This is a genomic window from Micromonospora sp. B006 (assembly GCF_003408515.1).
GTDB lineage: Bacteria > Actinomycetota > Actinomycetes > Mycobacteriales > Micromonosporaceae > Micromonospora > Micromonospora echinospora_A.
In genome coordinates this window covers 1,629,894-1,645,906 of record NZ_CP030865.1, presented here as the reverse complement: position 1 = coordinate 1,645,906, position 16,013 = coordinate 1,629,894, and the positions used below count along the sequence as shown (strand labels likewise).

Annotated in this window: 17 protein-coding genes; 8 read left to right on the top strand and 9 right to left on the bottom strand. The window is 73.2% G+C overall.

Features of this window, described 5'->3' with window-relative positions:
* The first annotated feature begins 129 nt into the window (after nucleotides 1-129).
* From sigB to MicB006_RS07920, 4 genes are all read left to right on the top strand, one after another.
* Complete coding sequence (sigB, locus tag MicB006_RS07935; RefSeq protein ID WP_116504930.1) at nucleotides 130-1,116, top strand: RNA polymerase sigma factor SigB; 987 nt, start codon at nucleotides 130-132, stop codon at nucleotides 1,114-1,116.
* 110 nt (nucleotides 1,117-1,226) lie between these two features.
* On the top strand, nucleotides 1,227-1,562 hold the full coding sequence (locus MicB006_RS07930) for a metalloregulator ArsR/SmtB family transcription factor (RefSeq protein ID WP_030502962.1): 336 nt from the start codon (nucleotides 1,227-1,229) through the stop codon (nucleotides 1,560-1,562).
* Complete coding sequence (locus tag MicB006_RS07925) at nucleotides 1,559-2,050, top strand: SRPBCC family protein (protein ID WP_116504928.1); 492 nt, start codon at nucleotides 1,559-1,561, stop codon at nucleotides 2,048-2,050. Before MicB006_RS07930 ends, MicB006_RS07925 begins: the two co-directional genes overlap by 4 nt.
* The gene (locus MicB006_RS07920; protein WP_116504926.1) at nucleotides 2,047-2,454 is read left to right on the top strand and encodes a VOC family protein; all 408 of its coding nucleotides are present in this window, start codon (nucleotides 2,047-2,049) and stop codon (nucleotides 2,452-2,454) included. The genes MicB006_RS07925 and MicB006_RS07920 overlap by 4 nt, the downstream gene beginning before the upstream one ends.
* Before the next feature lie 81 nt (nucleotides 2,455-2,535).
* Here MicB006_RS07920 and MicB006_RS07915 read toward each other — a convergent pair whose 3' ends face one another.
* Genes MicB006_RS07915 through MicB006_RS07905 form a run of 3 tightly spaced genes read right to left on the bottom strand, consistent with a single transcriptional unit; the run spans nucleotide 2,536 to nucleotide 7,203 of the window.
* The gene (locus tag MicB006_RS07915; protein WP_116504924.1) at nucleotides 2,536-5,091 is read right to left on the bottom strand and encodes a bifunctional GNAT family N-acetyltransferase/acetate--CoA ligase family protein; all 2,556 of its coding nucleotides are present in this window, start codon (nucleotides 5,089-5,091) and stop codon (nucleotides 2,536-2,538) included.
* A gap of 25 nt (nucleotides 5,092-5,116) precedes the next feature.
* Nucleotides 5,117-6,298 carry an acetoin utilization protein AcuC gene (locus MicB006_RS07910; protein ID WP_116504922.1) on the bottom strand — a complete coding sequence of 394 codons (1,182 nt, stop codon included), beginning with the start codon at nucleotides 6,296-6,298 and terminating at the stop codon, nucleotides 5,117-5,119.
* Between the two features lie 47 nt (nucleotides 6,299-6,345).
* Entirely contained in the window at nucleotides 6,346-7,203 is an 858-nt protein-coding gene (locus MicB006_RS07905; protein WP_116504920.1) for a sulfurtransferase, read from the bottom strand.
* A gap of 98 nt (nucleotides 7,204-7,301) precedes the next feature.
* Here MicB006_RS07905 and MicB006_RS07900 point away from each other — a divergent pair, with 98 nt between their 5' ends.
* Nucleotides 7,302-7,988, top strand: coding sequence for a metal-dependent transcriptional regulator (locus MicB006_RS07900; RefSeq protein ID WP_116504919.1), 687 nt, complete (start codon nucleotides 7,302-7,304; stop codon nucleotides 7,986-7,988).
* A gap of 13 nt (nucleotides 7,989-8,001) precedes the next feature.
* Here the strand turns inward: MicB006_RS07900 and MicB006_RS07895 are convergent, their stop codons facing one another.
* Together MicB006_RS07895 and MicB006_RS07890 are read right to left on the bottom strand one after the other, a co-directional pair.
* Nucleotides 8,002-8,550 carry a hypothetical protein gene (locus tag MicB006_RS07895; RefSeq protein WP_116504917.1) on the bottom strand — a complete coding sequence of 183 codons (549 nt, stop codon included), beginning with the start codon at nucleotides 8,548-8,550 and terminating at the stop codon, nucleotides 8,002-8,004.
* An 86-nt stretch (nucleotides 8,551-8,636) separates the two neighbouring features.
* Nucleotides 8,637-8,870 carry a DUF5522 domain-containing protein gene (locus MicB006_RS07890; RefSeq protein WP_116504915.1) on the bottom strand — a complete coding sequence of 78 codons (234 nt, stop codon included), beginning with the start codon at nucleotides 8,868-8,870 and terminating at the stop codon, nucleotides 8,637-8,639.
* A 164-nt stretch (nucleotides 8,871-9,034) separates the two neighbouring features.
* On the opposite strand from MicB006_RS07890, the gene MicB006_RS07885 reads away from it, so the two are divergent.
* Together MicB006_RS07885 and MicB006_RS07880 are read left to right on the top strand one after the other, a co-directional pair.
* Nucleotides 9,035-9,631, top strand: a complete 597-nt coding sequence (locus MicB006_RS07885) for an RNA polymerase sigma factor (protein WP_073830488.1) — start codon at nucleotides 9,035-9,037, stop codon at nucleotides 9,629-9,631.
* Nucleotides 9,628-10,581 (top strand): hypothetical protein, encoded by a 954-nt coding sequence (locus MicB006_RS07880; RefSeq protein WP_116504913.1) that lies wholly within the window; start codon nucleotides 9,628-9,630, stop codon nucleotides 10,579-10,581. Before MicB006_RS07885 ends, MicB006_RS07880 begins: the two co-directional genes overlap by 4 nt.
* 62 nt (nucleotides 10,582-10,643) lie before the next feature.
* On the opposite strand, the gene MicB006_RS07875 is transcribed toward MicB006_RS07880, so the two are convergent.
* The 3 genes from MicB006_RS07875 to MicB006_RS07865 form a co-directional block, all read right to left on the bottom strand.
* Nucleotides 10,644-11,279, bottom strand: a complete 636-nt coding sequence (locus MicB006_RS07875; protein ID WP_116504912.1) for a class I SAM-dependent methyltransferase — start codon at nucleotides 11,277-11,279, stop codon at nucleotides 10,644-10,646.
* Between the two features lie 105 nt (nucleotides 11,280-11,384).
* The gene (locus MicB006_RS07870; protein WP_116504910.1) at nucleotides 11,385-12,329 is read right to left on the bottom strand and encodes a DUF2332 domain-containing protein; all 945 of its coding nucleotides are present in this window, start codon (nucleotides 12,327-12,329) and stop codon (nucleotides 11,385-11,387) included.
* Nucleotides 12,330-12,378: 49 nt separating this feature from the next.
* A complete protein-coding gene (locus MicB006_RS07865; RefSeq protein WP_116504908.1) occupies nucleotides 12,379-12,558 on the bottom strand; it encodes a hypothetical protein in 180 nt (59 codons plus the stop codon).
* Nucleotides 12,559-12,874: 316 nt separating this feature from the next.
* Here MicB006_RS07865 and MicB006_RS07855 point away from each other — a divergent pair, with 316 nt between their 5' ends.
* Nucleotides 12,875-13,042, top strand: coding sequence for a DUF397 domain-containing protein (locus tag MicB006_RS07855; RefSeq protein WP_116504904.1), 168 nt, complete (start codon nucleotides 12,875-12,877; stop codon nucleotides 13,040-13,042).
* Nucleotides 13,043-13,112: 70 nt separating this feature from the next.
* On the opposite strand, the gene MicB006_RS07850 is transcribed toward MicB006_RS07855, so the two are convergent.
* Entirely contained in the window at nucleotides 13,113-16,010 is a 2,898-nt protein-coding gene (locus tag MicB006_RS07850; RefSeq protein WP_116504902.1) for a vitamin B12-dependent ribonucleotide reductase, read from the bottom strand.
* Between the last annotated feature and the right edge of the window lie 3 nt (nucleotides 16,011-16,013).

Sequence of the window (16,013 nt, the reverse complement as noted above, 5' to 3'; positions counted from 1 at the left end):
CGGATTCCTGTCGGTTCCCCGATCGCCTCACTCCCGTCTCACGCCCCGACCGCCAAGCTGTTTGTCATCGGCCAGCACCGCCTGGGCGGCACGGGACCGGTAGGCACGTCGGACACGGGGAGAACAGAGATGACCCAGCAGATGATCGAGCACCAGGACATGGACGTCACCCTCACGGACCTCGACGCCACCGACGAGCGCGGCGTCTCCACCGACCTGGTCCGGGCGTACCTGAACGGCATCGGCCGCACCAAGCTGCTCACCGCGGCGCAGGAGGTCGAGCTGAGCAAGCGGATCGAGGCCGGCCTCTTCGCCGAGGAGAAGCTGTCCACCTGCACCCCCGTCTCCGCCGAGCTGCGCGCGGACCTGGCGCTGATCGCGGCCGAGGGCCGCGCCGCCAAGGACCACCTGCTGGAGGCGAACCTGCGGCTGGTGGTGAGCATCGCCAAGCGCTACACCGGACGCGGCATGGCCTTCCTCGACCTCATCCAGGAAGGCAACCTCGGCCTCATCCGCGCCGTCGAGAAGTTCGACTACACCAAGGGCTACAAGTTCTCCACCTACGCCACCTGGTGGATCCGCCAGGCCATCACCCGCGCCATGGCCGACCAGGCCCGCACCATCCGCATCCCGGTGCACATGGTCGAGCAGGTCAACCGGATGGTCCGGGTGCGCCGCGAGCTGTCGGTGTCGCTGGGTCGCGAGCCCACAGTGAGCGAGGTGGCCAAGGCGCTGGAGATCCCCGAGTTCCAGGTGATCGAGCTGATCTCCTACGACCGGGAGCCGGTCAGCCTGGACCAGGCCGTCGGCGAGGACGGCGAGAGCGCGCTCGGCGACTTCGTCGCCGCCGTCGACCCGCGTACCGAGCCCGGTGACGCCGCCACCAACGGCGAGCTGCGCAACGAGGTCCGGATCGTGCTGGCCACGCTGTCCCAGCGGGAGCAGGCGGTGATCCGGCTGCGCTTCGGCCTGGACGACGGCCGGCAGCGCACGCTGGACGAGGTGGGCCGCGAGTTCGGGCTGTCCCGGGAGCGGATCCGGCAGATCGAGAAGGTGACGCTGCTGAAGCTGCGCGACCCGGAGCGGGCGAACCGGCTGGAGGCGTACGCCTGCTGATCCACCCCTGCCTCGACAGGCCCCGGCGGTTCGCCGGGGCCTGTCGCGCTTGACCCGGGGCGCTCCCAGCGTATAGAACCGACTGGTTACACAACCAGGAGGTTATGAACGTGCCCCCCGATCTGCTCGACGCCACCTTCGCCGCGCTCGCCGACCCCACCCGGCGGGCCATCCTCGCCCGGCTGGCCGCCGGCGAGGCCACAGTCACCGAGCTGGCCGAGCCGTTCGCGATGAGCCAGCCGGCCGTCTCCAAGCACCTCAAGGTGCTCGAACGCGCCGGCCTGGTCACCCGGGGCCGGGACGCGCAGCGCCGCCCCTGCCGGCTCGACGCCCGGCCGCTGCGGGAGGCCGTCGCGTGGCTGGCGGACTACCGGGACTACTGGGCCGAGAGCTACGCGCGCCTGGACGAGGTGCTCGCCGAACTGACCGCCGAGGAGCAGCGGTGAACGGCCTGGCCGTGACCCTGCACGGCGACCGGGAGATCCGGCTCAGCCGCGACTTCGCCGCACCCCGGCACCTCGTGTTCGCCGCCTTCACCCGCCCCGAGCTGCTGATGCGCTGGTGGGGCGCGCGCGGCTGGCACCTCGTCGAGTGCGAGGTGGACCTGCGGGTAGGCGGGCGCTGGCAGTTCGTCTCCCGCGGACCGGACGGCGACCTGATGGCTCAGGGCGGCACGTACCGGGAGATCGACGTGCCGGCGCGCCTGGTCTGCACCGAACTCTTCGACGACCAGTCCTACCCGGGCGAGACGCTCGTGCGCCACGACTTCACCGGCTCGGCGAGCCGGACCACAGTCGTCACCCACCTGCGGTACGCCACCACGCAGGGCCGCGACACGGTCCTGCGCTACCCGATGACCCGCGGCGTGAGCGAGGCGTTCGACCGGCTCACCGCCGTGCTGCACACCGTTGCGAAGACAGGAGCGACATCGTGAACTGGACGCTGGAAGTGGTGGTCGTACCGGTCTCCGACGTGGACCGGGCCAAGGAGTTCTACGCCGAACGGCTCGGCTTCGCCGTCGACCACGACACGGATCTGGGCGGCGCGGGGCGGATCGTCCAACTCACACCCCCGGGCTCCGGCTGCTCGATAGTGCTCGGCCGGGGCGTCGTACCGGAGATGCCGCCGGGCTCACTCAAGGGCCTGCAACTCGTCGTGGCCGACCTGGAACGGGCGCACGCCGAGCTGGTCGAGCGGGGCGTCGACGTGAGCGAGATCCAGGTGCTCGGCGAGAACCCGCGTCCGGTGCCGCATCCGCTGGACAACGTCGGCTTCGTCTTCCTCCGCGACCCGGACGGCAACGAGTGGGCGGTGCAGCAGATCTCCGCCCGCGGCTGAGCGCTGCGGCGCGCGCGGCCGGCTGGGCGCTGTTAAGAAGGGGCCCTTTCTCTACCTGAGGCGTTAAGAAGGGGCCCTTCCTTACAAGCGGCGGGGGCCGGTGTCCGGGCGGGCGACCTCCGCGCCGGTGCGCACAGTGGCGTGCAGCACCGAGATGCCGTCCGGCCGGGCCAGCACCGGGTTGAGCGTGAGCGACCGCACCCGCGGCTGCTCGTCGGCGAGCCGCCCGACCCGCACCAGCAGGTCGACCAGGGCCGCCCGGTCCACCGGTGCGGCGCCCCGGTGCCCGTGCAGCAGCGGCGCGGCCCGGGGCTCGTCGACCAGCTCGGCGGCGTCCCGGTCGGTCAGCGGCACCGCCCGCCAGGCCCGGTCGCCGAGCAGCTCGGTGGCCACGCCGCCGAGCCCGAACCCGACCACCGGCCCGAACGCCGGATCCTCCACCAGCTCCACCACGCACGCCACGCCGGGCGCGACCATCGGCTGGACCAGCACTTCCGCGCCGAACACCGGCGCCATCTCGGCGTACGCGCGGCGCAGCGCGGCGGCGTCGGCCAGGTCGAGGCGTACCGCGCCCAGGTCGAGGCGGTGCCGCAATCCGGGCTCGGCGGCCTTGAGCGCCACCGGCCAGCCGAGCCGCTCGGCGGCGGCCAGCGCCTCCTCCGTCGTCGTCGCCGGGACCGACTCCACCACGTCGATCCCGTACGCCCGCAGCAGCGCCGCCGCGTCGGCCCCGTCGGGGCGCAGCGCGGCGTGCCCGGCCGCCCGGTCCACGTCGGCCAGTTCCGGCAGCACGCCCGGTGGCCGCCGCAGCCAGTCCGCGTACGCGGTGACCCGGCCCAGCGCGCGCACCGCCTCCTCGACGCTCGGGTACGCGGGCACCCCGGCCGGCACCAGTCCGGCGAGGAACGTCGCCACCACCGGCTTGCCGGTGAACCGCGCGTCGGGCAGCGCCGCCGCGAAGTCGGCCACCGGGTCGGCGAGCTGCCCCGGCAGCGGCGGCGCGAACACCGCCACCACGGCGTCCACCCGCTCGTCGGCCACGGCGTCTCCGAGCGCGGCGGCGTACGCGGCTGCACCGGCGCTCGGCCCGACGTCCTGCGGGTACCCGTCGGCAACTGTCAGTCCCTGCGCCGCGCAGGCGGTCGCGGCCAGCCCGGTCAGCGCCGAGGAGTTGCCCACCACCGCGACCCGCCGCCCGGCCGGCAACGGCTGGTGGGCCAGCAGCACACCGACGTCGAGCAGCTCGGACACGGTGTCCACACGGATCACGCCGGACTGGGCGAACAACGCGCTCACCGCCGCCGCGTCCAGCGCGGGCGCCTCCCCCACGCCCGGCGGCCGGGCCAGCGAGGCGAGCGCCACCACCGGTTTGCTGCGGCCGATGCGCCGGGCCAGCCGGGCGAACTTGCGCGGGTTGCCGAACGTCTCCAGGTAGAGCGTGATGACGTCGGTGGCCGGGTCGTCCTGCCAGTACTGGAGCAGGTCGTTGCCGGACACGTCGGCCCGGTTGCCGGCCGACACGAAGCTGGACAGGCCGAGCCCACGGCGGGACGCCTCGGCGAGCAGCGCCACCCCGAACGCGCCGGACTGGCTGAACACGCCGACCCGCCCCGCCGCGGGCAGCACCGGAGCGAGCGTGGCGTTGAGGCGTACCGCCGGGTCGGTGTTGGCGACGCCGAGGCAGTTCGGTCCGACCACCCGCATGCCGGCCAGGTGCGCGGCGCGGACCAGCGCGCGCTGCGCCGCCGCGCCGGCCGGCCCGGACTCGGCGAACCCGGCCGAGATCACCACCAGCCCGTGCGCGCCCGCGCGTGCGGCGTCGCGGACCACGTCGGTCACCGCGTCCGGCGGGACCGCCACCACGGCCAGGTCGACGTCCTGGCCGGCGTCGGCCGCCGACGGGTACGCGGGCAGCCCCGCCACCGTCGCCGCGCTCGGGTGCACCGGCACGATCGCGCCGGTGAACCCGCCGTCGCGCAGGTGCCCGAGCAGCGCCGCGCCGACGCCCTGGCCGGTGGTGCTGGCGCCGTAGACGGCGATGCCGCGCGGCGCGAGCAGCCGGGCGATCGAGCGGGCCTCGGTGCGGTGCTCCCGGCCGCGCTGCACCTCGAGGGTCGCCTCGGTCGGCGCGATCGGGAAGGTCAGGTGCACCACGCCGTCGGCGTACTGGCGCTGGACCTGGTAGCCGAAGTCGGCGAAGACCCGCAGCATGGTGCCGTTCGCGGGCAGCACCTCCGCGACGAAGTGCACGATGCCGTTGCGCCCGGCCGCGTCGGCCAGGTGCTCCAGCAGCACCGAGCCGATGCCCCGGCCCTGGTAGGCGTCCTCGACCACGAACGCCACCTCGGCCTCCGGCGAGGCGGGGCCGAGGCGCTCGTACCGGCCGACGGCGACGATCCGCTCACCGGCGAGCACCACGAACGCCTCGCGGTCGCGGTGGTCGACGTTGACGAAGCGCTTCAGGTCGCGTTCCGGAATACGCGGGTACGGCGAGAAGTAGCGCAGGTAGCGGGTGCGCTCGGAGAAGCGGCCGTGCATGGCCACGATCTCGGGCGCGTCCTCGGGACGGATCTGTCGCAGCTGGACGGTCGTGCCGTCGCTGAGCAGCACGTCCACCGGTTGTTCGACGGTGGTCACCGGTCGGTCCTCCCCTGCCGCCGGCTCAGTCGCGTGGGTCGTGCGGGTCGAGCCCGAGCAGCGGGAAGACCGCCTTGCGGGTGGCCGCGACGGCCCGGTCCACCGCGTTCGGCTCGCCGCTGGGCTGCCACGGCAGGTACGACGGGTCGACGTCGTCGGTCATCCGCAGCGGCACCTCGTGCCCGGGTCGCCGCCGCGCGGCCAGGTCCCGCCAGCCCGGCGGGGTGAGCGTGGCGGGGTCGATCGGCTCACCGGTGGCGGTCGCGAGCAGGTGCGTCCAGGCCCGGGGCACCACCTCGACGAGCGCGTACCCGCCGCCGCCGGTGGCGATCCAGCGCCCGTCGCACAGTTCGTCGGCGAGCGCCCGCAGCGTGCGGTACGTGGCCCGTTGCCCGTCCACCGACAGGTGCAGGTCGGCCAGCGGATCCTTGCGGTGCCCGTCGGCACCGCACTGGGTGACGAGCACCTGCGGCCGGTACGCGCGCAGCACCGACGGCACGACCGCGTGGAACGCGCGCTGCCAGCCGGCGTCGCCGACCCCGGGCGGCAGCGGCACGTTGACCGCGGTGCCCTCCGCGCCCGGCCCGCCGGTCTCGTCCGGGAAGCCGGTGCCGGGGAACAGCGCGAGCGGCGTCTCGTGCAGGCTGATGGTGAGCACCCGCGGGTCGCGGTAGAAGATCTCCTGCACGCCGTCGCCGTGGTGCACGTCCACGTCCACGTACGCGATCCGCTGCGCGCCGAGGTCGAGCAGGCGGGCGATGGCCACCGCCGGGTCGTTGTAGACGCAGAAGCCGGCGGCGCGGGCGGGCATGGCGTGGTGCAGCCCGCCGGCCACGTTCACCGCGCGGCGGGCCTCGCCGCGCCAGACCGCCTCGGCGGCGGTCACAGTGGCGCCGGCGATCAGCGCGCTCGCCTCGTGCATGCCGTCGAAGACCGGATTGTCCGACGTGCCCAGGCCGAACCCGGCGAACAGCGGGTCGCGCGGCGCGGCCCGCACCGCGTCCAGATAGGCCGGATCGTGTACGCGGGTGAGCAACGCGTCGTCGGCCGGCTCGGGCTTGACCAGCCGCACACCGGGCCGGTCCAGCACGCCCAGCTCGCGGGCGAGCGCCATGGTCAGCTCGACCCGGACCGGGTCGAGCGGATGGTCGCCCATGTCGTAGGTGAGGAGTGCCTCGTCCCACACCACCACCGTGTCGTCGGCCATGCGGCCATCGTCGCACGTGGGCCGGGGTGCGCCCACCTGACGTACGCTCACCGGCCGGACGTGCCGCCGGTGGCGACCGGACGGTCCGGGTCGGCCACCCACTCGCTCCACGAGCCGACGTACAGCGCGGCGTCCGCACGGCCGGCCAGGTGCAGCGCCAGCACCGCCTGCGCGGCGGTCACCCCGGAGCCGCAGTACGCCCCGACCGGCGCGCCCGCGTCCACCCCGGCGGCGGCGAACCGTTCCCGCAGCGCGTCCGCGTCCGGGAACCGCCCCTGCGTGACGTACTCCGGCGCGGGCAGGTTCACGGCGCCCGGCACGTGCCCGGCGACCGGGTCGACCGGCTCGTGCTCGCCGAGGTAGCGCGGCGTCGCCCGTACGTCGAGCAGCACCCCGGGCTCGGCGGCGGCGAGCCGGGCGGCCCGCGCGGCGTCCAGCACCGGCAGCGCGCCCGGCGCCACCGTCACGTCGCCCGGCGCCGGGGCGGGTACGCCGATGTCGACCGGCAGGCCGGCGGCCGTCCAGGCCGGGTAGCCGCCGTGCAGCACCCGCACCTGCCGGTGGCCCGCCCAGCGCAGCGTCCACCAGGCCCGGGCGGCGGACATGCCGTCGCCGCCGTCGTACACCACAACGGGGTGACCGGCGCGGACGCCCGCCGCCCGCAGCGCGGCCTGCAACGCCGCCGGGTCCGGCAGCGGGTGCCGGCCGGCGGCGCCGGGGCGCCCGCACAGCTCGGTGTCCAGGTCGACGAAGACCGCTCCGGGCAGGTGGCCGGCCGCGTAGTCCGCGCGGCCGGGCGGGCCGGTCAGCCGCCAGCGGACGTCGAGCAGGGTCGGCGGATCGGCATGATCGAGTTCGGCGGCGAGCCGGTCGGGCTCGACCAGCAGGTCTGCGGAGGCGGACATGCGGTCCAGTCAACACCATCCGGGCCGCGACCTCCGGCTTCGCCTGCCGTCGATGGTCGGTGGTAACGGGTACCATCGGAGCCCGGGAGGCCGCTGACGTGAAGCACGACCTTGTTGACACGACCGAGATGTACCTGCGCACCATCCTCGAACTCGAGGAGGAGGGTGTGCCGCCGCTGCGTGCCCGCATCGCCGAGCGGCTCAAGCAGAGCGGCCCGACCGTCAGCCAGACCGTCGCGCGGATGGAGCGGGACGGCCTGCTCACGGTCGAGGGCGACCGGCACCTGAGCCTCACGGCGGCCGGCCGCACCACCGCCGTGTCGGTGATGCGCAAGCACCGGCTCGCCGAGCTGCTGCTGGTGAACGTGATCGGGATGCCCTACGAGGAGGCCCACGAAGAGGCCTGCCGGTGGGAGCACGTGATGAGCGACGCGGTGGAGAAGCGGGTCTTCGACCTGCTCAACCGCCCCACCCGCTCGCCGTACGGCAACCCGATCCCGGGCCTGGAGGAGCTAGGCGACCCCGGCCATCCGCCGGTCGAGGCCGGCGAGAGCGAGCGCAACCTGGCCTTCCCCGGCCTGTCCGGCCAGGTCGTGGTGCGCCGCATCTGCGAGAGCGTGCAGACCGACTCGGACGTGCTCCGGCAGTTGCACGCCGCCGGTGTCGACCCGGGCGCGACGGTGACTGTGGCGCAGGAACGCGACGGCGTCTCCATCGACCGCTCCGGCGACCGGGTACGCCTGCCCCGCGAGGTGGCGTCCCGGGTGTTCGTCGCGGCCCGCTGACCCGATCGTCTGGTCAGAGCTGGCGGGTGTCGATCACCTTGGCCAGCGCGACCAGCTTGCCGGCCGTCTTGTCCGCCTCCGCCTTGGCGGTGCCGGTGGGGGCGGTCCAGCGCAGCGTGGCGAGCCGGCCCTCGGTGGCCAGCCAGCCGACCTCGGCGACCGGGCCCGCCTTCGCGGCCTTGGGCAGCGTGCGCCGATAGCCGGCCTTACCCAGCTTGGTGATCTTCGTGGCGCCGCCGGGCTGCACGTCGATGGTGAACGTGGCCGCGTCGATCGACGTCTCGGTCACCGACAGCGTCAGCTCCGGCAGCACCGCACCGGCCGCCCGCACCACGCAGGTGTGCGTGTCGCCCCGCTCGGTGGCGGCGGCCACGTCGAACTCGCCGCCGGTGTGCTCGGCGATCACCGCGAAGTCGAGCAGGCGGCAGGCACCGCCCGAGGAGGCGGCCGCGACCGCGACCGGCGGGCGCGGATCCGTCGGCACGTCCACCGTCGGGGCCTCCTCGGCGCAGCCGGCGGCGAGCAGGACGGCCGGAACGGCCAGCCAGATTCGGGCACGCACGGGAGACCTCCGCGGTCGGCGGCGGGTCCGACCCGCCGGAGTTCCGTCGGACACCGTACGGCGTGCCCGCGCGGGGACGGAAGCCCCTAATCGGTTACGTACGGACAGTGCCGACAACCTCGCCCGCAGCACGTGCCGCGCCGCGCCAGGAAGCCCGCGCTGAGCACGAACAGCCCGGTCTCCGGGTCCAGGTAGCCGGCCTCCCCGGCGGCGAGGGCGGCGGCGTGCGCGGCCAGGATCCGCTCCCGCGCGGGGTGATCCGAGGACAGCCGCGACGGGTGGGGCTCGGTCAGCGGCCGGTCCGCCAGCTCGTCACGCACCGCTGGAGTCTACGGAGTGGGCCCCTTACCCTCGCGCGACGCCCTGGGTGCCCGCGCTGGTACCTCCCGTCGCGCTGGCCGTCCGGGCGGGACACTACGACCGGATGCGGTTGCGCCGTGAACCGGTCCGCGCCGACCGGGCATGAACGGGTGTGACGAACAAGATGCGCCGGGCCGAGGCCCACGAGCGGGAACATCCCGGGGTCGGGCCGCCCCACGAGCCGTCGGACGACGACGTGATACGCGCGTCCGTTGCCGAGCCGGAGCGGTTCGGGCCGCTGTTCGACCGGCATGCCGTCCCCGTGCACCGCTATCTGGCTCGCCGCATCGGTCCTCCGGCGGACGACCTACTGGCCGAGACCTTCCTGGTCGCATTCCGGCGGAGGGCGTCATACACCTCGGACGTCGGCGTACGGCCGTGGCTCTTCGGGATCGCCACCAACCTCGTACGCCGGCACGTGCGAACCGAGGAACGCCGCTACCGCGCGCTGGCCCGGCTCGCCGCCGGCGAGGTGGCACCGCCGGTGATCGAGGACGCGATCGACCGGCTGGACGCCGGCGCCCTGCGCCGGGACCTGGCCCTGGCGCTGGCCTCGCTGCACCGGCGGGACCGGGACGTGTTGCTGCTCACCGCGTGGGCGGACCTGTCGTACGAGCAGATCGCCGCCGTGCTCGACATCCCGCTCGGCACCGTCCGTTCCCGCCTGCACCGTGCCCGCCGACTCACCCGACTCGCGCTCGCCCTCGAGGAGCCGACATGAACGAGATCAACCTGCTACGTACGCACGGACCGGACGCCCCGGAAGCGTCCACCGAGACGCTCCGCCTCGCGAGGGACCGCCTCGCCGGCGAGTTCGCCGCCGCATCCGTACGCCGGACCGTCCCGCCGCTGCGGCGGCGGACGCTCCTGGTGGCAGCCGGGGCCGTGGCGGTGGCCGGGGCGGGCGTCGGCCTCGCGGTGCGTCCGCTCGACCGATCGGCAGAGCCGTTGACCCTGGTGGCGGCGACGATCCCGGAGTTTCCGCTGACCCTGCGCTCGCGGCCGGTGACGCTGAGCCCACCTCGCTACAGCTACGCTCCGGGCCAGTTTCTCGCCGTGTACCTGTCCCGCGGCGCCGCCGACGACGTCTACCTCTTCGTCTGGGACAGCCGACCGGCACGGATCGCGAAGACGTCGCGTCCGGTGGCCGTCGCAGGCCGCCCGGCCGAGATCTACGAGGAGCCGAACCCCGGCGGGCCCCGCCGGCTCGACATGTCGTGGGAACGCAGGCCCGGTCAGTGGGTGACGCTGACCGGCCACGGCATCTTCGCCGACGACGCGGCGCTGCTCCGGCTGGCCGAGCACGTCGTCGACGAGCCGCAGCAGGTGCCGCTGCGGGTCCGGCTGGCGCCGCGCGGCTGGCGGGTCGCCATGTTCAAGGACGACACCATCCTGACCCTGCAGGGCGACTCCCCCGACGAGACGCTCACCGTGCAGGTGGTTCCATGCCGTGACCCGGACCTGCTGCGCAACGTAATGGGAGCCCGGGAGGAGCGAAGGGTCACGGTGGGCGGCCGGGAGGCCCGACTGATCCGCGCCGAGGATTTCTGGTTCCTGCAGGCCGAGGTGCCCGGCGGGGCAGTGGTCAACCTGCAGGCGCCGCTGCGGCTCTCCGTCGACCAGGTCGTCGCGATCGCCGAGCAGATCTCGGTGACTCCGCGCCGGCCCTGACCGTCTGCTGCCGGCCCGCTTCCCGTCGAGGTCGGCGGCGGCTCGGCCGAGCCGCGTCCGGTTCAGTAGCGGTGCGCGAGCAGGAACGCCTGGGGCTGCCGCTCGCCGTCGGCCGGCGCGCGGACAGTCGTCGCCGTCACCGCGAACCCGGCCGCCGCGAGCTGCGCGGCCAGCCGCTGCGGCGACAGCCAGTAGACGTCGTACCCGACGGGGTGGCCGTATGCCTGCTCCCGGCGGTCGAGCCGGTCGCCGGCCTTCACCGCCAGCAGCAGGTGACCACCCGGGACGAGCACCCGGTGGAAGCCGGCGAACACCTCGGGCAGCAGTTCCGGTGGCAGGTGGATCAGCGAGTACCAGGAGACCAGCCCGGCCAGCGACCCGTCCGGCGCGGTCAGCTCGGTCAGCGAGCCGACCTCGAAGCGCAGATCCGGGTACGTCCGCCGGGCCACCGCCACCATGCCGGGCGAGAGGTCGACGCCGCTGATGTCGAGGCCGAGCCGGTGCAGGTGGGCGGTGACGCGCCCGGTGCCGCAGCCCACCTCCAGCACCGGCCGGCCCGGCCCGACCATCTCGGCGAACGCGGTCAGAAGCGCCCGGTCCAGCGGCGGCTCCACCACATCGGGCAGCAGCCGCGCGTAGTCCTCAGCAACGGTGTCATAGGCGGCCCGCGTCTCCACCAGCCACCCGTGTTCACTCACACCCGCCGACCCTAGTCCCCCACCCGCGCCCGCACAGCCCCGTTGATCATGAGGTTGGCGGTCGTCGCGTCGGCGTGTCGCGCCGCCAACCTCATGATCACGCGCTCAGGTCGGGGTCGGGAGCCAGGTGATCGCCTGGCCGTGGCCTCTCGTCCAGGCCAGGGGGTGGCCGTCCAGGGCGAGGACGTTGTGGAAGCCTTCGGCGGGCGGCTCGGGTAGCGCCGCGTGCGGCAGCACGGATGGGTCCTCGTTGGCGATCCAGTGTCCGGGCAGCGTCCGCACCAGCGCGGTGAAGGCGTCCCGGCGTGGCGGCGGCACCTGGTAGAGCACCGAACTGTGGAACACCACGAGCGTCGCCCCGGCCGGGGCCTGCGCGGCCAGCGCCGGCAGGTCGTCCACCACGTCACCGCGTACCAGCAGTGGCGGGTCGGCCGCCGCGACTGCCGCCGCCGCACGCAGCCGTTCCCGGCGGTGGCGGTGTTCCGGCCAGATCAGCGCGTCCAGCCAGGCCAGGTCGGCCGGGTCGGTGACGTCGAGCGGGTTCACGTCGAGCCCGGCGCGCCACACCACCTCCGGGCGCCGCTGCGGCGGCTCGGTGCCGGTCAGGTCGCAGTCGAGCACCGGCTCGCCGTCGCCGATCCGCCGGTCGCCGTAGCGGTAGGCGTACCGGTCCGGGTAGAGGCACAGCCCGGCGGACGCGCCGACCTCCAGCAACGCCAGCGGCTGCGGCAACGCCGCGAGCACCGGAAGCAGCACCGCGCAACGGCCGGCCTCGTTCGTCTGCGTCGCCCGCACCCGCATCTGCGCCGCCACGTCCGGCCAGTGCGCCAGCACGTACGCGCGAAAGGCCGCCGGGTCGTCCACCGGCCCGCCGCCCAGCCGCACCACACCGAACAGCAGGTTCGGCTGGCGCTTGGCCGGTGGCAGCGTGTCGAGCAGCGCGAGGAGCTTCCGGTCGCGCGCCACCGCCCGCGACAACCGCTCGTACGCCGGTGACACGCCGCGCGCCTCGCGCTCGGCGAACGCCCGATAGCTGTCGGCCGTGCTCATCCCCCGAGCATTCCAGCTCGCGTACACGATGGGCTGTGACAGTGGGCACCTACGGCCGTTTGGGCCGACGGGAACGAAGTCCTCGGGAGATCTCCTCCAGGTGCCGCTGTTGGTGCTCGCGCACCATGGCCTCCCAGACCTCCTGGTCGAAGTCAGGATCGAGCGGCACCCACCGGTGCGAGCCGTCGCAGTAATGAAACCGTTCGTCGCCCGGCCGAATGACACTCATCGCACCCACCCGAGGAAGCGCTGATGCAACACTCCGGCCGGTACCCAGGTCAGATCCTCCGCCCACACCAGATAGGACCCCATGTACAAGCCCAACGACACCGGCGCTCCGGCGAACTCGGCCCGCAGCTCGCGACGCCGCGTCGGGCAGGGCCACGGGGCACCACCCCCACCGCAGCTCCACACCGGAAGAACCGGGCCGTGGGTGGTCTACGGTGGTGTTCAACAGCCTGCGCGCCGCGGCCCTGTCGCCAACCGACTCGGCGGCAATGATCGAAGCGATCCGAGGCGCGCTGCCCGTGGAGTAGGAGGCGGACGTGGACTCGCAGTGGCGCAAGAGCACCCGGAGCGGCACCAACGGAGCCTGCGTCGAAGCGAGATACGCCGACCAGGCAGTAGAAGTCCGCGACAGCAAGGATGCAGGCGGCCCGGTTCTACGCTTTGGGCGTCAGCCGTGGCAGGTGTTCCTCCGTACCCTGCGCTGAGCCCGACTCGCCAAAGCACGCGCGAGCGCGGCAGGGAGGTCCCTGCCGCGCTCGCGTCTTCGGTCGGTCGTCAGCTGCAGCCGCTGGTGGAGCCGCAGCCCTCGCAGACGTAGCAGCTACCGGCGGGCCGCATCTTCGTGCCGCAGGTGAAGCAGAGCGGCGCGTCGGCGGCCTTGCCGATCACGGCCTCCAGCAGTTCGGTGCTGGAACCCACGGCCGGGGCCGGCTTGACGGCCGCGACGTCGGCCATCTCCTGCACCGGCTGCGCGATCGGGCCCGTCTTCGGCTCCGGCGCCTCGACCGGGGCGGAGGAGGCCATCGCGGTGAGGTCCGCACCGCTCGCCTCCGCCTCCGCCTCGGCCGCGAGCTGGGCGGCCCGCTCCTTGGCGGTGAAGATGCCCAGCTCGGCGCGGCGGTCGTACGGCAGGAAGTCCAGCGCCAGGCGACGGAAGATGTAGTCCATCACCGAGGCGGCCATCCGCACGTCCGGGTCGTCGGTCATGCCGGCCGGCTCGAAGCGCATGTTGGTGAACTTGCTGACGTACGTCTCCAGCGGGACGCCGTACTGGAGACCGATGGAGATGGCCACCGAGAAGGCGTCCATCACGCCGGCCAGGGTCGAGCCCTGCTTCGACATCTTGAGGAAGACCTCGCCGAGGCCGTCGTCCGGGTAGGACGAGGCGGTGAGGTAGCCCTCCGCGCCGCCGACCGAGAACGAGATGGTCTCCGAGGGGCGCTTCTTCGGCAGCCGCTTGCGCACCGGGCGGTACTCGACGACCTTCTCCACGACCTTCTCCGGCGCGGCGGCCGGGGCCGGGGTCTCGACGGCACCCTTGCTCTTCTTCGCCGCCGACAGCGGCTGGCCGACCTTGCAGTTGTCCCGGTAGATCGCCAGCGCCTTGAGGCCGAGCTTCCAGCCCTCGAAGTAGATCTTCTCGACGTCCTCGACGGTGGCCTGCTCGGGCATGTTGACCGTCTTGGAGATGGCGCCGGAGATGAACGGCTGGACCGCCGCCATCATCCGCACGTGACCCATCGGCGCGATCGACCGCTCGCCCATGGCGCAGTCGAAGACCGGGTAGTGCTCCGGCTTGAGGCCCGGGGCGTCCACCACGTGCCCGTGGTCGGCGATGTGCTCGACGATCGCCTCGACCTGCTCCTCGGGGTAGCCGAGGCTGCGCAGGGCGCGCGGCACGGTCTGGTTGACGATCTGCATCGAGCCGCCGCCGACCAGCTTCTTGAACTTCACCAGCGCCAGGTCCGGCTCGACGCCGGTGGTGTCGCAGTCCATCATCAGGCCGATGGTGCCGGTCGGGGCGAGCACGCTGGCCTGCGAGTTGCGCCAGCCGTACTTGTCACCGAGCTTGTTGCCGAGCGTCCACTGCTTGGTCGCCTCGCGCTGCACGGCGGTGCCCACGGTGCCGATCGGCTTGATCGCGTCGTTGGCGGCGGCGTGCTTGCGCATGACCCGCTTGTGCGGCTCGGCGTTGCGGGCGTAGCCGTCGTACGGGCCGACGATGCCGGCCAGCTCGGCGGAACGCCGGTAGGCGGTGCCGGTCATCAGCGACGTGATCGCGGCGGAGACCTCCCGGCCCTGCTCCGAGTCGTACGGCAGGCCAGTGGCCATCAGCAGCGCGCCCAGGTTGGCGTACCCGATGCCGAGCTGCCGGTAGGCGCGGGTGGTCTCACCGATCTTCTCGGTCGGGAAGTCGGCGAAGCAGATCGAGATGTCCATCGCGGTGATGACGAACTCGACCGACTTGACGAACTTCTCCACCTCGAAGCCGCCGTCGGCGCGGAGGAACTTCATCAGGTTCAGCGAGGCCAGGTTGCACGAGGAGTTGTCCAGGTGCAGGTACTCCGAGCACGGGTTCGACGCGGTGATCCGCCCGGTCTCCGGGCAGGTGTGCCAGTCGTTGATGGTGTCGTCGTACTGCAGGCCCGGGTCGGCGCACTCCCAGGCGGCCTGGGAGATGGTGCGGAACAGCTTCTTCGCGTCGATCGTCTCGATGGTCTGCCCGTCGAGCCGGCCGCGCAGGTCGAAGCCGCCGCCGTTCTCCACAGCGGTCATGAACTCGTCCGAGACGCGGACCGAGTTGTTGGCGTTCTGGTACTGCACGCTGACGATGTCGGCGCCGCCCAGGTCCATGTCGAAGCCGGCGTCGCGCAGCGCGCGGATCTTGTCCTCCTCGCGCGCCTTGGTCGCCACGAACTCCTCGATGTCCGGGTGGTCGACGTCGAGGATGACCATCTTGGCCGCGCGCCGGGTGGCGCCACCGGACTTGATGGTGCCGGCGGAGGCGTCCGCGCCGCGCATGAAGCTGACCGGGCCGGAGGCGGTGCCGCCGGAGGAGAGCAGCTCCTTCGAGGAACGGATGCGGGACAGGTTGACCCCGGCGCCGGAGCCGCCCTGGAAGATCCGGCCCTCCTCCTTGTACCAGTCGAGGATGGAGTCCATCGAGTCGTCGACCGACAGGATGAAGCAGGCACTGACCTGCTGCGGCGACGGAGTGCCGACGTTGAACCAGACCGGCGAGTTGAAGCTGAACACCTGGTGCAGCAGCATCCAGGTCAGCTCGTGCGCGAACACCTCGGCGTCGGCCGGGGTGGCGAAGTAGCCGTACTCCTCACCGGCGGTGCGGTAGGTCTCGACCACCCGGTCGATCAACTGCTTGAGCGACCACTCCCGCTCCGGGGTCCCCACCGCGCCCCGGAAGTACTTGGTGGTCACGATGTTCGCCGCGTTGACCGACCAGGACTCGGGGAACTCCACCCCGCGCTGCTCGAAGTTGATCGAGCCGTCCCGCCAGTTCGTCATGACGACGTCGCGGCGCTCCCAGGCGACCTCGTCGTAGGGATGCACCCCCGCGGTCGTCCAGACACGCTCGATCTTCAGCCCCGCCCCGGCCTTGTTCCGTGACTTACTGGTCGTCACGCCCTCGCCCCCCTCGTCGGCACGGTCACCCACCGC

What these genes read in the sequence shown, in the direction of transcription:
- sigB (WP_116504930.1), top strand. Translation starts at nt 130, where the DNA reads ATGACCCAGCAGATGATCGAGCACCAGGACATGGACGTCACCCTCACG.
- MicB006_RS07910 (WP_116504922.1), bottom strand. Translation starts at nt 6,298, where the DNA reads ATGGCCGACGACACGGTGGTGGTGTGGGACGAGGCACTCCTCACCTAC.
- MicB006_RS07905 (WP_116504920.1), bottom strand. Translation starts at nt 7,203, where the DNA reads ATGTCCGCCTCCGCAGACCTGCTGGTCGAGCCCGACCGGCTCGCCGCC.
- MicB006_RS07885 (WP_073830488.1), top strand. Translation starts at nt 9,035, where the DNA reads ATGCGCCGGGCCGAGGCCCACGAGCGGGAACATCCCGGGGTCGGGCCG.
- MicB006_RS07880 (WP_116504913.1), top strand. Translation starts at nt 9,628, where the DNA reads ATGAACGAGATCAACCTGCTACGTACGCACGGACCGGACGCCCCGGAA.
- MicB006_RS07870 (WP_116504910.1), bottom strand. Translation starts at nt 12,329, where the DNA reads ATGAGCACGGCCGACAGCTATCGGGCGTTCGCCGAGCGCGAGGCGCGC.
- MicB006_RS07865 (WP_116504908.1), bottom strand. Translation starts at nt 12,558, where the DNA reads ATGAGTGTCATTCGGCCGGGCGACGAACGGTTTCATTACTGCGACGGC.